This window comes from Streptomyces sp. BoleA5, from assembly GCF_000373665.1.
In the GTDB taxonomy this organism is placed as follows: Bacteria; Actinomycetota; Actinomycetes; order Streptomycetales; family Streptomycetaceae; genus Actinacidiphila.
This window is the reverse complement of sequence record NZ_KB892155.1, coordinates 73,277-90,574: the sequence shown is the minus strand read 5'-3', so window position 1 is coordinate 90,574 and position 17,298 is coordinate 73,277. Positions and strand designations below refer to the sequence as shown.

14 protein-coding genes and 1 tRNA gene are annotated in these 17,298 nt (G+C 73.9%); 4 read left to right on the top strand and 11 right to left on the bottom strand.

From position 1 onward, the window contains the following. Nucleotides 1–131: 131 nt before the first annotated feature. Nucleotides 132–1,616, top strand: a complete 1,485-nt coding sequence (locus B085_RS0138795; RefSeq protein ID WP_018563987.1) for an NAD-dependent succinate-semialdehyde dehydrogenase — start codon at nucleotides 132–134, stop codon at nucleotides 1,614–1,616. A gap of 151 nt (nucleotides 1,617–1,767) precedes the next feature. On the opposite strand, the gene B085_RS0138790 is transcribed toward B085_RS0138795, so the two are convergent. Beyond that, complete coding sequence (locus tag B085_RS0138790) at nucleotides 1,768–2,862, bottom strand: LLM class flavin-dependent oxidoreductase (protein WP_018563986.1); 1,095 nt, start codon at nucleotides 2,860–2,862, stop codon at nucleotides 1,768–1,770. Between the two features lie 67 nt (nucleotides 2,863–2,929). Next, a complete protein-coding gene (locus B085_RS0138785; RefSeq protein WP_026251887.1) occupies nucleotides 2,930–4,810 on the bottom strand; it encodes a putative bifunctional diguanylate cyclase/phosphodiesterase in 1,881 nt (626 codons plus the stop codon). Between the two features lie 426 nt (nucleotides 4,811–5,236). On the opposite strand from B085_RS0138785, the gene B085_RS0138780 reads away from it, so the two are divergent. Further along, complete coding sequence (locus B085_RS0138780) at nucleotides 5,237–6,376, top strand: M6 family metalloprotease domain-containing protein (protein WP_018563984.1); 1,140 nt, start codon at nucleotides 5,237–5,239, stop codon at nucleotides 6,374–6,376. 4 nt (nucleotides 6,377–6,380) lie between these two features. Next, nucleotides 6,381–7,610: a M6 family metalloprotease domain-containing protein gene (locus B085_RS0138775; protein ID WP_018563983.1), complete on the top strand. Its 1,230-nt coding sequence runs from the start codon at nucleotides 6,381–6,383 to the stop codon at nucleotides 7,608–7,610. Nucleotides 7,611–7,726: 116 nt separating this feature from the next. On the opposite strand, the gene B085_RS0138770 is transcribed toward B085_RS0138775, so the two are convergent. The 7 genes from B085_RS0138770 to B085_RS45165 form a co-directional block, all read right to left on the bottom strand. After that, nucleotides 7,727–7,799 (bottom strand) — tRNA-Lys (locus B085_RS0138770). A gap of 53 nt (nucleotides 7,800–7,852) precedes the next feature. Next, nucleotides 7,853–8,401 carry a bifunctional DNA primase/polymerase gene (locus B085_RS45170; RefSeq protein WP_051102273.1) on the bottom strand — a complete coding sequence of 183 codons (549 nt, stop codon included), beginning with the start codon at nucleotides 8,399–8,401 and terminating at the stop codon, nucleotides 7,853–7,855. 112 nt (nucleotides 8,402–8,513) lie between these two features. After that, nucleotides 8,514–8,885 (bottom strand): hypothetical protein, encoded by a 372-nt coding sequence (locus tag B085_RS0138760; RefSeq protein WP_018563981.1) that lies wholly within the window; start codon nucleotides 8,883–8,885, stop codon nucleotides 8,514–8,516. A 77-nt stretch (nucleotides 8,886–8,962) separates the two neighbouring features. After that, nucleotides 8,963–10,288, bottom strand: coding sequence for an AAA family ATPase (locus tag B085_RS0138755; protein WP_018563980.1), 1,326 nt, complete (start codon nucleotides 10,286–10,288; stop codon nucleotides 8,963–8,965). Then, on the bottom strand, nucleotides 10,285–11,841 hold the full coding sequence (locus B085_RS0138750; protein ID WP_018563979.1) for a hypothetical protein: 1,557 nt from the start codon (nucleotides 11,839–11,841) through the stop codon (nucleotides 10,285–10,287). The genes B085_RS0138755 and B085_RS0138750 overlap by 4 nt, the downstream gene beginning before the upstream one ends. Beyond that, entirely contained in the window at nucleotides 11,832–12,857 is a 1,026-nt protein-coding gene (locus B085_RS0138745) for a hypothetical protein (protein ID WP_018563978.1), read from the bottom strand. Before B085_RS0138745 ends, B085_RS0138750 begins: the two co-directional genes overlap by 10 nt. 147 nt (nucleotides 12,858–13,004) lie before the next feature. Next, nucleotides 13,005–13,889 carry a phosphatase PAP2 family protein gene (locus B085_RS45165; RefSeq protein ID WP_018563977.1) on the bottom strand — a complete coding sequence of 295 codons (885 nt, stop codon included), beginning with the start codon at nucleotides 13,887–13,889 and terminating at the stop codon, nucleotides 13,005–13,007. A gap of 260 nt (nucleotides 13,890–14,149) precedes the next feature. Here B085_RS45165 and B085_RS0138735 point away from each other — a divergent pair, with 260 nt between their 5' ends. Further along, nucleotides 14,150–14,833 (top strand): TetR/AcrR family transcriptional regulator, encoded by a 684-nt coding sequence (locus tag B085_RS0138735; RefSeq protein WP_018563976.1) that lies wholly within the window; start codon nucleotides 14,150–14,152, stop codon nucleotides 14,831–14,833. A gap of 333 nt (nucleotides 14,834–15,166) precedes the next feature. Here the strand turns inward: B085_RS0138735 and B085_RS0138730 are convergent, their stop codons facing one another. Both B085_RS0138730 and B085_RS0138725 read right to left on the bottom strand, forming a co-directional pair. Then, complete coding sequence (locus tag B085_RS0138730; protein WP_018563975.1) at nucleotides 15,167–16,555, bottom strand: sensor histidine kinase; 1,389 nt, start codon at nucleotides 16,553–16,555, stop codon at nucleotides 15,167–15,169. Further along, nucleotides 16,552–17,229: a response regulator transcription factor gene (locus B085_RS0138725; protein WP_018563974.1), complete on the bottom strand. Its 678-nt coding sequence runs from the start codon at nucleotides 17,227–17,229 to the stop codon at nucleotides 16,552–16,554. The genes B085_RS0138730 and B085_RS0138725 overlap by 4 nt, the downstream gene beginning before the upstream one ends. Between the last annotated feature and the right edge of the window lie 69 nt (nucleotides 17,230–17,298).

Below are 17,298 nucleotides of genomic sequence, written 5' to 3'. Positions count from 1 at the left end.
TCCGGTAGTTCGCTTCCGCGCGGCGCGGTGACCGCACGAGGGCCGCGCCTACCCCGGCGTACGGGGGGCATTCATGCGAATCTGGTGGGGTACCCGATGTCCGGAACGTCCGCGGGAGGCAGGGAGCTGCCATGAGCGACAGCACCGAAGGGAACGGCAAGCGCGAGCAGCTGGTCGTGGAGCGGGTGCCGAAGGCACTGCTCGTCGGCGGCCGCTGGCGGCCGGCGAGCGACGGGCGCGAGTACGAGGTGGAGGACCCGTCGACCGCGCGGCCGCTGTGTGCCGTGCCGGACGCCGGGGCCGAGGACGCCAGGGCCGCGATGGACGCCGCGGCCGCGGCGCAGGACGGATGGGCGGCCACGGCGCCGCGTGAGCGCGGCGAGATCCTGCGCCGGGCCTTCGAGCTCATCGTGGAGCGGCAGCAGGAACTCGCCCTGCTGATGACGCTGGAGATGGGCAAGCCGGTCGCCGAGTCCCGCAGCGAGGTCCTGTACGCCGCCGAGTTCTTCCGCTGGTTCTCCGAGGAGGCGGTGCGGATCGAGGGCGGCTGGCGCACCGCGCCCGACGGCAACGGCCGGATCTGGGTGATGCGCCGGCCCGTGGGCCCGGCGCTGCTGATCACGCCGTGGAACTTCCCCATGGCGATGGGCACGCGCAAGATCGGCCCCGCCGTCGCCGCGGGCTGCACCATGATCGTCAAGCCGGCCCACCAGACGCCGCTGTCGATGCTCGCCCTCGCCGAGATCCTCGGGCAGGCAGGGCTGCCGGACGGCGTCCTCAACGTCCTCACCACCGCACGCCCCGCGGAGATCAGCGACCCTTTGACCGACGACCCGCGGCTGCGCAAGCTCTCCTTCACCGGCTCCACGGGAGTCGGCCGCAAGCTCATCGAACTCAGCGCGCGGCAGGTGCTGCGGACCTCCATGGAGCTGGGCGGCAACGCCCCGCTCATCGTGTGCCGGGACGCCGACCTGGAGAAGGCCGTGGAGGGCGCGGCCGTCGCCAAGATGCGCAACATCGGCGAGGCCTGCACCGCCGCCAACCGGATCTACGTCCACCGCGAGCTGGCGGAGGCCTTCACCGGGCGGCTCGCCGAGAAGCTGGGCTCCATGGTCGTCGGCCGCGGCACCGAGCCCGGCACCCAGGTCGGCCCGCTCATCGACGGCGCTGGCCTGGACAAGGTGGACCGCCTGGTGCGGGACGCCGTCTCGGCCGGGGCCCGCGCGGTCACCGGCGGCGCCCCGCTCTCGGACCGCCCCGGGTACTTCTACCCGCCGACCGTACTGGCCGACGTGCCGACGGACGCGGCGATGCTCCGCGAGGAGATCTTCGGCCCGGTCGCGCCGGTCGTCACCTTCGAGGACGACGACGAGGCCCTCCGGCTGGCCAACGACACCGAGTTCGGCCTGGTCGGCTACGTCTTCACGGAGAGCCTGCGGCGCGGGATCCGCTACGCCGAGGAGCTGGAGACGGGCATGCTCGGCCTCAACAAGGGCGTGGTCTCCACGCCGGCGGCGCCCTTCGGCGGGGTCAAGCAGTCCGGGACCGGGCGCGAGGGCGGATCCGTGGGGATCGACGAGTACCTGGAGATCACGTACGTGGCGGTGGACGTCTGACGGGCGACCGGTGTCCGCCGCCGCCCACGGCACCCGCCGGTCCGGATGGCGGAGGATCGTCCTCGTGGCGGGCTACCAGGACGGCTGATCCCCGCGCCGCCCGGTCGCACCGGCGGCCGGTGTCCCGCACCGGCCGCCGCACGCGAGACGGTCAGGCGCCGCCGGGCAGGCCGTACGCGTCGGCGATCAGCTCGTAGGAACGCAGCCGCGCGGAAGGCGTGTGGGCGTTGGCCGTGATCATCAGCTCCTGGGCGCCCGTACGGCGCACCAGCGCGTCCAGGCCCTCGCGGACCGCGTCCGGCGTGCCGTGCACCACGTTGCCGAGCCACGCGTCGACGAAGTCCCGCTCGGCCGGGCCGAACTCGTACGCCTCCGCCTCCTCCGGGGAGGGCACCAGGCCCGGGCGTCCCGTGCGCAGCCGCAGCATGGCCAGGGCGCCGCTGAGCACCTGCCGGCGGGCGTCCTTCTCCTCCTCCGCCGCCAGTGCGGCGACGCCGATCAGCGCGTACGGCTCGTCCAGCACCTCGGAGGGCCGGAAGGACCTGCGGTACATCTCCAGCGCCGGTTCGGTGTTCGCCGCGGAGAAGTGGTGGGCGAACGCGAAGGGCAGGCCCAGGACCGCGGCCAGCCGGGCGCTGAAGGTGCTGGAGCCGAGCAGCCAGATCGGCGGGCGCGCGGACGACTGCACGCCGCCCGGCACGGTGCCCTGCACGGGACCGGGGATGGCGTGGATGCGGGCGTAGGGGTGGCCGTCGGGGAAGTCGTCGTCCAGGAAGCGGATCAGCTCGGACAACTGCTGCGGGAACTCGTCGGCGCCCTCGTTCAGCCGGTCGGTGCGGCGCAGCGCGGCGGCGGTGGCGCCGTCGGTGCCGGGGGCACGGCCGAGGCCGAGGTCGATCCGGCCCGGTGCCAGGGCCTCCAGGGTCCCGAACTGCTCGGCGATGACCAGTGGCGCGTGGTTGGGCAGCATGACCCCGCCGGAGCCGAGGCGTATGCGCTCGGTGTGGGCGGCGAGGTGGGCGAGGATCACGGCGGGGGAGGAGGACGCGACCCCGGGCATCGAGTGGTGCTCGGCGACCCAGTAGCGGTGATAGCCGCGGGCCTCGGCGAGCCGGGCCAGTGCGACCCCGGCGACGAGGGCGTCCCTCGCGGTCAGGCCGCTGCCGACGCCCGCCAGGTCGAGGACGGAGAGCGGGACGGGTGCGCTGCCGAGGGTGGTGCCTCGTACCGGGTCGTTCGTGTCCACGTGCCTGTGTCGCCTCCTGCGGCCGGTTCCTTGCCTACGGCAACGAGAAACCGGGCAGCGGCTCCGGCTATTCCCCGGGTTCTTCGCCGGGTGCCGGTCCCCGGCCCGGCCCGTCGCCGCGCAGCGCGGCGATGTCCTCGGGCGGCACGGGACGCGAGTAGAGCCACCCCTGCCCGGTGTCGCAGCCGATCCGGCGCAGCCGCTCCGCCTGCTCGGCGTTCTCCACGCATTCGGCGGTCACGGTCAGCCCGAGCCGGTGGGCGAGCTGCACCAGCGCCTCGACGATCGTCTCGTCGGCCGGGTTGGGGTGCAGGCCGTCGCGGAAGCCGTGCACGAAGCTGCCGTCGAGCTTGAGCGCGGAGACCGGCAGCCGGCTGAGGTAGGCCAGGTTCGAGTAGCCGGTGCCGAAGTCGTCGATGGCGATGCGCACACCCATCTCCTGCAGGGCGTGCAGCGCCTGCAGCGGCCGGCCGGCCGAGCCCATCACCGCCGACTCGGTGAGTTCCAGTTGCAGCAGCCCGGCCGGCAGCCCGGTGTCGTCGAGGATCTCCGCGACGTCGGCGACCAGGTCGGAGTCCCAGACCTGGCGCACGGCGACGTTGACGCTGACGAAGATCGGGTCGTCCGGCCAGTCCTTCTGCCACTGCCGGGCCTGGCGGCACGACTCGGCGAGCACCCAGCGGCCGAGCTGGACGATGGAGCCGTTCTCCTCCGCCAGCGGGATGAACCGGTTCGGCCCGAGCAGCCCGAAGTGCGGGTGCTGCCAGCGCACCAGCGCCTCGACCCCGCGCAGGCTGCCGCTGCCCAGCTCGACCAGCGGCTGGTACTCCAGCGCGAACTCCCCGCGCTCCACGGCCTGCCGCAGGGTGCTGGACAGCGCCTGCTTGGTCATCCGGTGGGCGTTGCGCTCGGGGTCGAAGAGCGTCCAGCGGGCCTTGCCGTCGGCCTTGGCCCAGTACAGCGTGGTGTCGGCGGCCTGCATGATGCCCGTGGCGGTGGCCCCCGCGGCCTCGCGCTCGACGACGCCGATGCTCGCCGAGACCGCCAGGCGCTGCCCGGCGAGGTCGAACGGCAGTTGCAGCGCCGTCAGTACGGAATCGGCGAGGCCGGTGGCCTGCCCGGTGCCGGTGGAGTCCTCGACGAGGACGGCGAACTCGTCCCCGCCCAGCCGGGCGACGAGGGTCCCGCTCCGCGCGAGGCGGGCCGCGCAGTCCGACAGCCGTCCGGCGACGGCTTCGAGCAGCCGGTCGCCGACCCGGTGGCCGAGGGTGTCGTTGATGGCCTTGAAGCCGTCGAGGTCGAGATAGCACAGGCCGATCCGGCCGGTGCGGCTGTCGGCGCCCTGCAGCGCGGTGGCGAGGCGCTCGAAGAACAACTGCCGGTTGGGGAGCCGGGTGACCGGGTCGTGCATCCGCAAGTGGCGCAGCTGCTCCCGCAGTTCCCGGGTCTCGCCCAGGTCCTCCACGGACATCAGCGCTCCGCCGGGGACGGGCACCACGACGACCTCGGCCCAGACCGTGCGCCCGTCCGGTCCGCACACGGGTCTGGTACGGCGCAACTCCCCGCGCCGCCCGGTCAGCACGTCCTCGTACTCGGCGTACTCCGGGCTCTCCCCGAGCGGGGTCGCCTCGCCGCCGGCGCCGGTGAAGCCGACCAGCTCGGCCGCGGTGCGGGTGGCGAGCAGCACCGGGTCCGCGCCGAGCAGCTCGCCGAACGCCGGATTGGCCTCGCGCACCCGGCCGTCGGAGTCGACCAGCGCCATCGGCAGCCGCGCCACGTTGAAGGCGGCACGGTAGTCGCGCACCTCCGGGGCCGACCGTTCCCGGGCTGACCGTTCCGGGGCTGACCGTTCCGGGGCCGAAGCATGACGCTGAGTGACCGTCGTGGCCGTCGCCTCGGGTTCGAGGTCCGGGCCTCCCGAGGGTCCGCCCACCGCTGGCTCCCGCATATCTGTCGTCTCGCACACATGGTCGTGGAGGAATCGAATGACCGCCAAGAGGCGGCGTTCATGCTGGAAATGTGCCGATCATAGACGTTGGGGAATTGGCGCGGCCACCGCCGTCGTGGTGATTCTCGGCACGTGGCAGACGATCTTGATCATTTGTGATGAGCCACTGAATTCCATTGATCGATTTCAGTCACTCATTACGCACTGTAGTGATCGGACCGTAACCCGGGCGGCGCAGCACAACAGGGCAAAACGTAGCAAACCGTAGCAGCGTGATGTGGGTGTCCCGACCCCGTACGGGAGGTCCACGTGCCGCTGTCAGGGCTACCCATACGTGCGCATCGGCGATTCCGCCGGAGCGTCCGCGGGCATGCCCACGGTGGGCTCCGGGCGGTCGTCGCCGCCGTCAGCGTCTTCGCGGCCGTCGTGGCGTGGACGCTGGTCACCGGCCCCGCGGCGGGGGGCTCGGACTCCTCGCTGTGCGCCCTGTCGCGGACCCGGGCCCACCACTCCGAGGGCGTCAGCGCCTGGAACGCCGCCTACCCGAGGGCCCGTGGCGACGTTGACGCGCTGATGGTGTTCCTGGCGTTCCCCGACGCCGCCCCCACTATCAGCCCGGGCGAACTGGCGGCCGATCACTTCCCGGCCACCGCCGACTTCTTCGCGCGGGCCTCGTACGGCACCTTCCGGCTGCGGCCGCGCCTGCTGCCGCACTGGCTGCGCATGCCCGCGCCGTCCACCGCGTACGGCATCGGCCGTGACTGGAGCCCCGCCCTGCGCGCCCGCTACCTGCGCGACGCCGTGGTGGCGGCCGACGGGCAGGTGGACTTCTCCCGGTACGGGGTCGTCTACCTGGTCGCCGACCCCGACGCGCCGGGCGTCGACCCGGACGCCACCAAGGTGGTCAACCTGGGCCGGCCGGTCCAGGTCGACGGCGCGGACCTGCACCGCTTCGTCACCGTCTTCGAGGGCCACCCGCCGGACATCAACGTGCTGGCCCACGAGACCGGGCACGCCTTCGACCTGCCCGACCTCTACTACCGGCCGCCCGCGGGCAGCAACGCCGACTGGGACACCCACGTCGGCGACTGGGACCTCATGGGCAGTCAGTTCGGGCTGTCCCCGGACTTCTTCGCCTGGCACAAGTGGAAACTGGGCTGGCTCCGGCAGTCGCAGGTCCGCTGCGTCACCGAGGGGGGCACGCACACCTTCCGCCTGAGCCCTGTGGAGCAGCCCGGCGGCACCAAACTGCTGGTGCTGCCCGCGGGCCTGGAGGGCGCCGTCGCCATCGAGGCCCGCGCCGCCCTCGGCAACGACCGCCTCACCTGCAGCCAGGGCGTGCTGATGTACCGCGTCCGGGCCGACGTGTCGTCAGGCGACGGCCCCGTGGACGTCGTCGACGCCCACCCCGCCAGCGACGGCTGCCGGGAGTCCTCGGTGTACCCGCCGCTGGCCGACGCGCCGCTGCGGACGGGGGAGACGTACGCCCTCGGCCGGTCGGCGCGCGTCCACGTCGCCGACCGCCACTCCGACGGGTCCTGGACCGTCCAGGTCACCCAGGGCTGAGGCGATGCGCGGTCCCCGGGCACTCGCGGTCGTGGCGACGCTCCTGCTCGCGGCCGGCAGCACCGCCGTCACCGAGGGCGTGCCCGCCGCGGCCCCGCCGGCCGACCGCCCCTGTGCGCTGCGCGCCGCGCCGGGCGTCACGATGTCCGAGGGGTTCGGCGGCGCGGACGGCCGCCAGTTCGCCCGCGCCACCGGCGAGGTGCGGGCCCTCACCCTGCTCGTCGACTTCCCCGACAAGCACGCCCCGTACAGCGCCGCCGAGCGCTACAGCGAGTTCTTCCCCGCCGTGCGGCACTGGTTCTACCGGGCCTCGTACGGGAAGCTGCGCTACGTCTCCACGCCGGTGCTGCGCTACATCCGCATGCCGAAGCCCTTCCACTCGTACGGAATAGGGCGCGGTTACGGCTGGCGCACGCACACGGCCATGATGCGGGACCTGCTGCGCGTCGCCGACCGGCAGATCGACTTCTCCGGGTACGACCTGGTCAACGTCCTGGTGACGCCCAACGCCGGGCCGCCCGCCGAACAGGCCGTCCTCTCGGTGACCTGGACCGGTGCCTCGGCCGTCACCACCGACGACGGCACGGGCCTGGACCGGGTCTCGCTGGTCTACGGCCACGACCAGTCGGGCGCGCGGGTGCTCAGCCACGAGAACGGCCACGCCTTCGGGCTGCCCGACCTGTACTCCGTCGAGGACTTCGGGCACACCGACACCCTGGCCGGCCAGTGGGACAGCATGTCCCTGGACTGGGGGCTGCAGGGCGACCTCTTCGCCTGGCACAAGTGGCGGCTGGGCTGGCTCGACGACTGGCAGGTCGTCTGCGTCCGCGACCCGGGCGCCCGCTCGGTGCACCTCACGCCGGTCGAGGTGCCCGGCGGCCGCAAGGCGGCTGTCATCCCCCTCGGCCGGACCCGGGCGTACGTGGTCGAGGCGCGCGCCGCCCGCGGCAACGACAGCGAGGCCTGCCGCGAGGGGGTGCTGGTCTACCAGGTGCGCACCGACGTCGACTCGGGGCGCGGGCCCGTCACCGTCGAGGACGCCCACCCGCGCACGACCGCCTGCGAGTACAGCAGCGCCACCTTCAACGCCCTCAACGACGCCCCTTTCTCCTCCGGGGGACGCTTCACCGACCGCGCCCGCGGCCTCACCGTCGAGGTCCTCGGCCGCGACCCGGACGACGAGGGCTGGACCGTGCGGATCACCACCTCGCGCCCGCTGTGGGACGGCCCCTAGGGCACCCCTAGGGGCCGGCGTTCGGGATGCGCGGCCGGCGGCCGAAGAGGTGGCCGGACATGACGAAAGGCGCCCTCCCGATGGGAGAGCGCCCAGGTCAACGGCCTTGCCGTGAGTGCGCCGCCAGGGACTCGAACCCCGAACCCGCTGATTAAGAGTCAGCTGCTCTGCCAGTTGAGCTAGCGGCGCTCGCTGACGTCGTAGACATTAGCATCCGCTTGCGGGCGGGTGAAAATCGATAATCAACCGGCCTCCGCGCGGGCCGCGCGGACGCAGGCCCACAGCAGGACGTCGGCCCCGGGGAGCCAGGGACGGCGGGTGTCGGGGGCCACCAGCCAGCGCGAGCGGCCGTGGCCGGTCTCGCTGTACGGCGGGGGCAGCGCCACCGAGTCCCCGGCGCCGTGGCACAGCACCGGTGGCACCGCCGGCCCCCACTCCTCCCAGGTCAGCAGCGAGGGGAGGCGTCCGGCGGTGCCCGGCTCGGCGAGCAGCAGCAGCCGGCCGCGCAGTGTGGCGGCCGGTCCGGAGCCCGGACCCGCGGACCACAGGTGCTCCAGGACCCGGCGTCCGAACAGGGCCGGGAGGTTCACCGCGTCGAAGGCCGTCCCGCACGGCAGCACGCTGGGCGCCGTGGGCCGCGCGGACCACAGGGCGCGCACGCTGCGCGGGAAGGCGCTGGCGGAGGCGAGCCAGTCGGCCCCGTCGGGGGTGGGGTACTGCGCGTACGGATATGGGTGGGAGGCGGACTCCGGCACGCCCCCCGGCCATGTGTGCCACTGCCAATCACTCATGACCCATACAACTACCGTGAGTGAACGTTTCGCTACACGACATCGCCCGAAGGCCGGACACGCCCGCCATGTGTCGGGTACCTTGCCCCGAACGCATATGCCAGGTGCGCCGTCAGGACAGCGCCGCGTCCCCGCCCCGCATCAGGCCCTCGCCGAACTCGATCATCCGCTTGGCGTAGTCCTCCGACCAGCCCGCCTGCTCACCGATGGCGGCGGGGGTCAGCCGGTCGAAACGCTTGGGGTCGGCCAGCTGGGCGGCGGCCATGGCCTGGAACTCCGTCGCCCGGTCCGCGGCCGCGCGGAAGGCGAGGGTGAGCTCCGACGCGCGGCCCAGGAGCTCACGGGGGTCCTCGATGGACTCCAGGTCGAAGAAGTGCTCCTCGTCCTCGGCCAGGGCGGCGGGCTCGAACAGCAGCTGGGCGGGTTTCAGGCGAGGGGCGGGCTGCTTTCCCGCCGCGCTGTGAGCCGACTGCGGCTCGGACATGAACGTACCTCCAGGATCGTCGGCGCCTTCCATTGTCCCGCCCCGCGCAAGAGTGCCCCGGGCGGACGGCGGGCGCGCTACGGCCGCCAGGTCACGCGGTGCTCGGACAGGTGCGCCAGCACGGCGTGGTTGGCCTCCCAGCCGTCCGGGAACTTCACCGTCACGCCCAGCTGCACCGGCTCCGTCGAGGGGTGCTCGTCGAGCAACTCCGAGACCCCCGCCCGGCACACCATGATGCAGGCGTGCCGGTGACGGGAGGCCAGCACGCACAGGCGTCCGGTCTCCAGATGGAACGCGGTGGCGTCGGGGCGCCCCGACAGCGGGTGCAGCACCACGGTGACGTCGAACTCCCGGCCCTGCAGCCGGTTGGCGGTGTCGACGGTGACTCCTGTCACCCCCAGGTCGGCCAGCGCCGCGCGCACCGCCGCCGCCTGGTCGCGGTGGGCCGTGCCCACCGCGATCCGGTCCGGGCCCACCGGGGCGGTGCCCCGTTCGGAGACGGCGACGCCTTTGCGGTCCAGCAGCCGCCGGACGACCAGCGCGATCGCGCGCACCGCCTCGGGGTCGGTCCGCGGGGTGCGCCGGGCGGGCAGCTCCAGCAGCCCCCAGCCCGAGGCGGCGGCCTCGTCGACCACCCGGTCCAGGCCCGAGCCGTCACCCGGCACGCCGAAGGACAGCCGCCGGTCCCCGTGGCCGGTGCCGCTGCGGAACGGGGTGTAGGGGTAGAAGGCGTCCGAGACCAGCGGTGCGGCGGAGGCGGGCAGCCGCCAGGACACCGGCAACCGGTGCTGCGGCAGCCCCGGGTTGTGGGCCAGCAGGGTGACCACCGCGCTCGCCGACGGGTCGTAGCTCAGCCCCGCCCACTGCTCGGCGCCGACCACGCTGAACGGGTCCAGCTGGCCGGGGTCGCCGACGAACAGCGCCCGCTCGAACAACCCGGCCACCTGCAGCAGCGCGTCCGAGCGCATCTGGTACGCCTCGTCGACGATGGCGTGCCGCCAGGGCTCCACGTCCTTGACGAAGGCCCACTTCGCGGCGGTCGCGATCACCACCTTGGCCCCGGCGAGGTCGGCCGCCTTGGCCGACTTCAGCACCGCCTCGTGACGGTCGAGCACCGGGTCCGGCAGCGAGTCGCTGCCGTGCAGCCGGCCGATCGGCAGCCCGGGGTCGGCGGTCGCCAGCCGGTCCACCAGGTCGTCCACCTGAGCGTTGGTCTGGGCGACCACCATCAGGGACTCGCCGGCCGCGACCAGCTCCTGCGCGGCGCGCACCACCAGCGTCGACTTGCCCGCGCCGGGCGGGGAGTCCACGACGACGCCGCGGTGCGTCCCGTGCAGGGTGTCGTGCAGGATCCGCTCGGTCGCGGTGCCGGCCGCGCGGGCGGCGTCGCTCACCGGGCTCACAGATAGTCCTCCGTGGTCGCGGGGTCGGGGCTCTCGGCGAGGGCGACGGCGGCCGCGGGTGTGTCCGCGGTGGCGGTCGCCGCCGCGGCGGCGACCGGGGGCCCGCCGTGGGTCCAGGGGGTGTCCTCCGGCTCCGGCAGCCCGGCGCCGCCGCGCGGCGCGTGCTCGAACAAGGTCCAGCAGACCTCGTCCCCTTCCTCCGGCACCGTGCCGGGATCGGGGACCTTGCCGCGGCCCATGCCGTTGACCACCCGCAGGAGCAGCGCCCCGGAGCCGGCCCATTCCACGAACCGGGCCTGCTGGGTACGGCCGTCCGGCAGCGCGCGGTAGAGCTTCGCGTCCTCGTCCAGATGCGGCCGGTCCTGTGTGAGGACCGTCACCAGCGGACGCGGCTTGGGCACCTTGCCCTCGCTCATGGCCATCTCCACCCGGTCGACCCGGCCGGCGAAGGCCTCCCCGGCCAGCCGCCGCCCGGCCATCACCAGCGGGTCGTCCAGTGCCTCCTGGGCCTCCAGCCGCACCTGCGCGGTCTCCCGGCCGGCGAGCTTCTGGGCCGCCGACACGGCGTCGTCGCGGCGGGGCTGCGGCGGCTCCCCGGCGCGCACCCGGTCGCGGTGGGAGGTGTACGACCAGCGGTCCCGCTTCCAGCGGTCCGCGACGTGGGAGCCCTCGGGCAGCTCGCGCAGCAGGTCCATCGAGCGCCACACCGCGTCCCAGGTCGGGCGCATCTGGCCGGCCAGCAGGCGGGCGATCTCCTCCCCGGCCCCGGTGATCCCGGCGTCGTGGCGGGCGGTGGCCGGGGCGAGCACCGTGTTGTCGAAGACGGGGTCGGTCGCGGGGCCGGCCGGCGGGAACACCAGCAGGCCGTCCGGGCCCCGGTGGGACTCCGCCCGGCGGGCGGCCTCGATGCCCGCCATGCCCTCCGGAGGCTCGATCCAGGCCAGCAGGGCGCCCAGGTGCTGGTCCTCGAGGTTGCTCTGGCCGGTCGCCCAGTGCCGGGAGAGCAGTTCGGTCGCGGACAGCAGCAGCGCGGAGCCCGGGGTGCGCGCGCGTTCCCCGTAGTGGGTGAGCCAGCGGCCGAGCAGGGGCACCCGGGCGGGCACCGGATGCGGCTCGTCGGGGTCGTCCTCGGCGGTGCGGCGGAAACGGGTGGAGCGCCCGAGCAGACGCACGTACTCCATGGCGGGGGTGTTCGCGACCACGATCTGGGGCGCGTCCGCGCAGACCTCCGACTCCTCCCGGTTGCGGGTCGCCGGCTCGGTCTCCGTGTCGTCCGCGTAGGACTCCAGATAGGGCAGCACCACCTGTGCCAGCTCGGCCAGGAAGGCGAAGCGCAGATCGCGGTCGCGCGGCTGCGGCACCGCCAGCAGCCGGGGCTCGTCCCGGTCCGTGCCGACCAGGGCGCCCAGCGGGGCGCCCACCTCGCCCGCGGTGGTCAGCGGGACGAGGACCAGCGGCCGGTCCGACAGATGGCGGTGGCGCACCGTCGCGAGCGGGGTCGCCCGGCCGGTCGCCATGGCCTCCGCCCGGGCCAGCACGGAGATCAGCGACATCCCAGCGCCTCCGCCCGCAGGGCGTGCGCCCGCCGCAGCGCGGCGACCGCGGGGTCGTCGGGATCGCCCTCGGTGCCCAGCGCGGCCGCCAGCACCTGCTCCACCTCGGTCAGCGCGCCCAGTTCACCGCGCACGCCGCGGCCGAGGACCTCCACCGCGCCGCAGGCCCGGGCCTGTTCGCGGCAGTGGAAGGACAGCTCGCAACTGGCCAGGCACTCGGGCGCGTACGCCGCGGGAAGCTGGTCGACCGCGTCGGAGAGCTCTGCGGCGGGGCGGGTCGCCGTCCGTCCGTCGTCGGCGAGCCGCAGGTCGAAGGTCGTGCCCTCGGGCAGGGAAGCGGCGATCTCCTCGATCCGCGTCAGCCGGGTCAGCTGCCGCCGGGTGACCGACAGTTGCTTGCGGACGTCGACGAACTCCGCGGCGGGCAGGTTGGAGAAGTCCTTGGGGCACACCAGCAGCACCCGGTGCTGCGGGGTGCCGAACCCCAGCCGCTCCAGCGCCAGGACGTACACCGCGGCCTGCCGGGCGGCGGCGCCGACCTTCACCGCGTCCGCGGAACCGTCGAGGATCGGGAAGGACTTGACCTCCACCACCGTCCACGAGCCGTCCGGCCGCACGGCGATGGCGTCCGGTTCGAGGTAGACGGGGGAGTCCGCGACCTCGAGCACCAGCAGGGGGTGGTCGAGCAGCGTCCACCGGCCCGCCGCCGTCGCCTCCTTGAGCGCGAGGCGGGTACGGGCCACCCGGCCCTCGGGGCCCGGTGCGGACAGGTCGGGCAGCGCGGCCTCCGTGCTCTCGGGCGCGCCCAGCAGGCGCAGCAGTTCGGCGCACCCCTCGGCCTTCACCCGTGCCTCGAAGGCATGGCCCCGTACGAAAGCGAACTGGGACTGCCCGAAGGGCGCGGGGTTGCCCAGCACGCGGGCCACCGCCGCCTTGTCCACCCCCGCGGCGTCCATCAGCGCCCGGCGCCGGCACCCGGGGTTCGCGGCGAGCGCCGCCAGGGCGCGCGCGTCCATGGGGCGCGGCACGGTCGTCGGGCCACGCAGCGCGGCCAGCCGCTCTCGCAGATCGTGCGTAGTGCTCACCCGCGCAAGTCTCGCACCACCCACCGACAACGTGGGCCACAATACGGACGCCGCCGGTCCGCGGCCCAGGACCCGGTGTCAGCGCCGCGGTTCGACCGCAGGCGCCGGCAGGATCCCCACGTCCGCCGGGGCGACGTCGCGGGAGGTCGCGACGACCGTGGAGGAGGCGTGCCGCGGTGCCGCGAACCGGGTGCGCGCGGCGTCCCGTGTGAGGTCCACCACACGCAGCGCGGGGCGCGCCAGAAGGAGTCCGACGCCCATCACGGCGACGCCGGCCAGGGCGTCCAGCAGGTAGTGGTTGGCGGTGCCCATGACCACCAGGGTCGTGCCGAGGGGGTAGAGGACGCCCAGGGCGCGCACGAAGGGCGTGCGCCCGTGGCGCCAGAGCATGATGCCGCACCACAGCGACCAGCCGACGTGCAGGCTCGGCATGGCGGCGTACTGGTTGGTCATCGCGCCCAGCCCGCGCGGCGCGCTCGCCTCCGCGCCCCACCAGCCGTACGAGCCGTACTGCGCCATGGTGTCGACGAAGCCGTGTCCGGCGGCCAGCAGCCGCGGCGGGGCGGTGGGCATGAGCGTGAAGCCGATCAGCCCGATCAGGGTGGACACCAGCAGCCAGGTGCGGGCGAGGCGGTAGACGGTCGGCCGCCGGCGCCACAGCCAGACCAGCACCAGCGGGGTGACCAGGTAGTGGAGTGAGGCGTACCAGAAGTCGGCGGGAACGCCGAGCGCCCGGTAGCGGCTGAAGAGGGAGTTGAGCCAGCGCTCCGGGTCGATGCTCAGCGCGCTTTCCAGGTGGAGTACGGCGATGCCGTGGTCGACTGCCCGGCCCACGTCGCCGCGTACGAGGAGGCGGCCCGCGGTGTAGAGGCCGTAGACCACCGCGATCAGCGGCAGCTCGGTCCACCAGCGGAGCCCGCCCCGGTAGGCGGACGCCCGCGGGGCGGTCATGCTCATGGTCATCCGGCCGTTCTCCCCCCATCTCTCCCTTTGAGAGTCACATCGGATTACCGTACGACGTACGCTAAGCAACCTGGGCACCGCCCCCGCCTATTCCCTTCACCCCCGATTCGTCCTGGATTCAAACAACCGTGCTCGGGAAGGCGTGCGAAAAGACGCCCCGCCACCTCCCCGGGTTGCCCCGGAACGCGGGAGAATCAAGGAAACCGCTCAACCTCCCGACCGCTCACCCACGATTCCCCCCGACCGGACACACATCCCTCATGACTGTCACTCCGCCGGCCCGCTCCCCACGGCGCCGCGTCCCCCGTAACACCCTGAACCCGGACCGCATCCTCGACGCCGCCGTAGCGCTCCTCGACCGCCACGGGCCCGAGGCCTTCACCATGCGCGCGCTCGCCCAGGAGCTCGGCGTCGGCACCATGGCCGTCTACTCCCACTTCAAGGGCAAGGACGAGATCATCGACGCGGTCAACGAGCGACTGCTCGGCGAGATCGAGCTGCCCTCGGGCACCGGCCCGCCGCGCGGGCAGCTTATTGAACTCTGTGTCGGCATGTATCGGCTTTTCAGCGAGCATCCGTCCGCGCTCCAGTTGCTCACGAGCCGCCCGCTGCGCGGAGACGAGCCCATCGCCGTCATCGACCGCATGCTCTGCATGCTGACCACCGCGGGACTGGACCCGTCCGCCGCCGTGCGCGCCCAAGTGGCGCTGATGCAGTACACGGTCGGCGCCGCCCTGTGGGTGGTGCGCCGCAAGCGCGCGGAGTGCGAGGAGGCCGAGGCCGGGCTGCGCGAGAAGATCCGCAGCCGGCTCGCCGACCTGCCGCCGGACAGCTATCCCTCGCTCGTGGGCCTGGCCCCCGAACTCGTCGCGGCCCAGCAGTCGGGCCAGGCGCAGTACGAGGCCGGGCTGTCCGCGCTGCTGGACGGCCTGATCCGCGCATAGCCCGCGCACATGGGAACGCCCCGGCCGGGGCGGGGTGCTGAACTGCCGGCCGGGGCGCCCGTGTGGGGGGCGGAAATGGTCGCGTGCGCGGCCTCAGCCGCCGTGGGCCGCGAAGGCCTTGGAGCGGGCGCCCGCGTCCCCGGTCACCTCCCGGAGGACGGCGACCCCCAGGGTGGGACGGCGGTGGTGAGAGTTCCGACGCCTCTTACGTCTATTACGACTACTGCGACGTCTACTGGGGTTGACCCGCCGGTCGCGGGATCCGGCCGGAGCCCCGGCCGGGTCCCGAGCGGCGGTGGCCCACCGGAGTGGCCCACCGGAGCCCGCCGCGGTTCAGGCCTCCGTGGTCGCGGCGGGGCGCCTCAGCCGCCTGCGGCGCACCACCCGGTGGTTGCGCTTGCCGCCCGTCGCGAGCGGACGCAGCGCGATCCACACCCGGATCTCCGCGTCTCCCAGCACCGAGGCGCCCAGGCGTACGTCGCCCCCGGTCGATTCCGCGAGGCGCCGTACGATGTCGAGCCCCAGGCCCGTCGAACCGTCCCCGCCCGCGCCCTGGCCGCGCCGCATCGCGGCCGCCGGGTCGGAGATGCCCGGGCCGGCGTCGGAGACCAGCACGATCACCGCCTCCTGGCTGCTGTGCACGTCCACCGCGAAGGCCGTGCCCTCCGGGGTGTGCCGGAAGACGTTGCCGAGCATCGCGTCCAGCGACGCCACCAGATCGGTCCGGAACACCGGTACCCGCACGGGGTGTTCGACGCCGGCGGTGCTCACCTCGCGCCCCTGGTCCTCGGCGAGCGCCGACCAGAAGGCCATCCGCTCCCGGATCACCTCGGCCGCGTCGCAGCCCACCGCGACCGGCTGGGTCTGCGTCTGCTGGGCCCGCGCGGTGCGGATGATCTGGTCCACCTCGCGCTCCAGCTGGGCCACCGCGTGCCGGGTCTGCTCCCCGGCCGGACCGTCGCCGAGCGAGGCGGCGTTGAGCCGCAGCACCGTCAGCGGGGTGCGCAGCCGGTGCGACAGGTCGGCGGCCAGCTCCCGCTCGTTGGCGAGCAGTTGCACCACCTGGTCCGCCATCGCGTTGAACGCCACGGCGGCGGAGCGCAGTTCGGCCGGGCCGTCCTCCGGGACGCGTACGGTCAGGTCCCCGCGGCCCAGGCCGTGCGCGGCCTCCGCGAGGCGCTTGGCGGGGCGCACCATGCGGGTGCCCAGCCGGTCCGCCACGGCCACCGCACCGACGATCAGGGCAACGCCGACCAGCGCCAGCACCGCCCAGGCGGCGGTGACCCCGCGGCTGACCTCGCCGTCCGGCACGAACACCTCGACCACCGCCACCGACCCCGAGCTGACCGCGGTCGGCTGCAGCAGGGCGTAGCCCCCGGCCACCGGGACGGTGGAGGCCCGGCCCAGCTCCGAGGCGCGTTCCAGGTCGGCGTCCGGCGCGTGCGGGTCGCCGATCCGCACCCCGGCCGTGCCCTCGGTCGCCGGCACCCGCACCGCGATCCGCCCGTCGGCGCCCGCCTGGGTGGAGGCCACCGCCCGCTCCAGCTGGATGCGGTCGGTGGTGATCGCCAGCGCCGGGCCTATCGCCGCGGCCTGCCGTTCGGCATTGCCGATCGCCCGGTCACGGGCCATCTCCTTGACGGTGAGCGCCAGCGGCACCGCGAAGGCGACGACGACCATGGCCGTCACCGCGACGCAGACCTTGACCAGCGCCCACCTCATCGCGGTGGCTCCAGCTTCACTCCCACCCCGCGCAGCGTGTGCAGGTAGCGCGGCCGGGCCGCCGTCTCGCCCAACTTGCGGCGCAGCCACGACAGATGGACGTCGATGGTCTGGTCGTCGCCGTACGACTGCTGCCACACCTCGGACAGCAGCTCGCGCCGCGCCACCACCACGCCCGGCCGGGACGCCAGGAAGGACAGCAGGTCGAACTCACGGCGGGTCAGGTCCAATGGGGCCCCGTCCAGGACGGCCTGGCGGCGCAGGACGTCGATCTGCAGCCCGCCCACCCGCAGCACCCGGTCCGCCTCGTGGGTGCGGGAGCGGCGCAGCACCGCCGTCATGCGGGCCGACAGGTGCTCGACCGAGAACGGCTTGATGAGGTAGTCGTCGGCGCCCGCGTTGAGCAGCCGCACGATCTCCGACTCGTCGTCCCGCGCCGTCGCGATGATGACCGGCACGTCCGTGATGCCGCGCAGCATCTTCAGCGCCTCGGCCCCGTCCAGGTCCGGCAGGCCGAGGTCCAGGATCACCACGTCGAAACCGACCTGCGCGACCTCCCGCAACGCCTCCAGGGCGGTGCCCACGCTCCGTACGGTGTGCGCGGCCTCGGTGAGGTGCCGGATGAGGGCGGAGCGCACGAACTGGTCGTCCTCGACCACGAGCACACTTGCCATGGCCCGCAACCTAGCCCATCAGGGGGATGCCGGTGGGCGCGAGCACGTCAGGACGGGAAGCGCAACCCC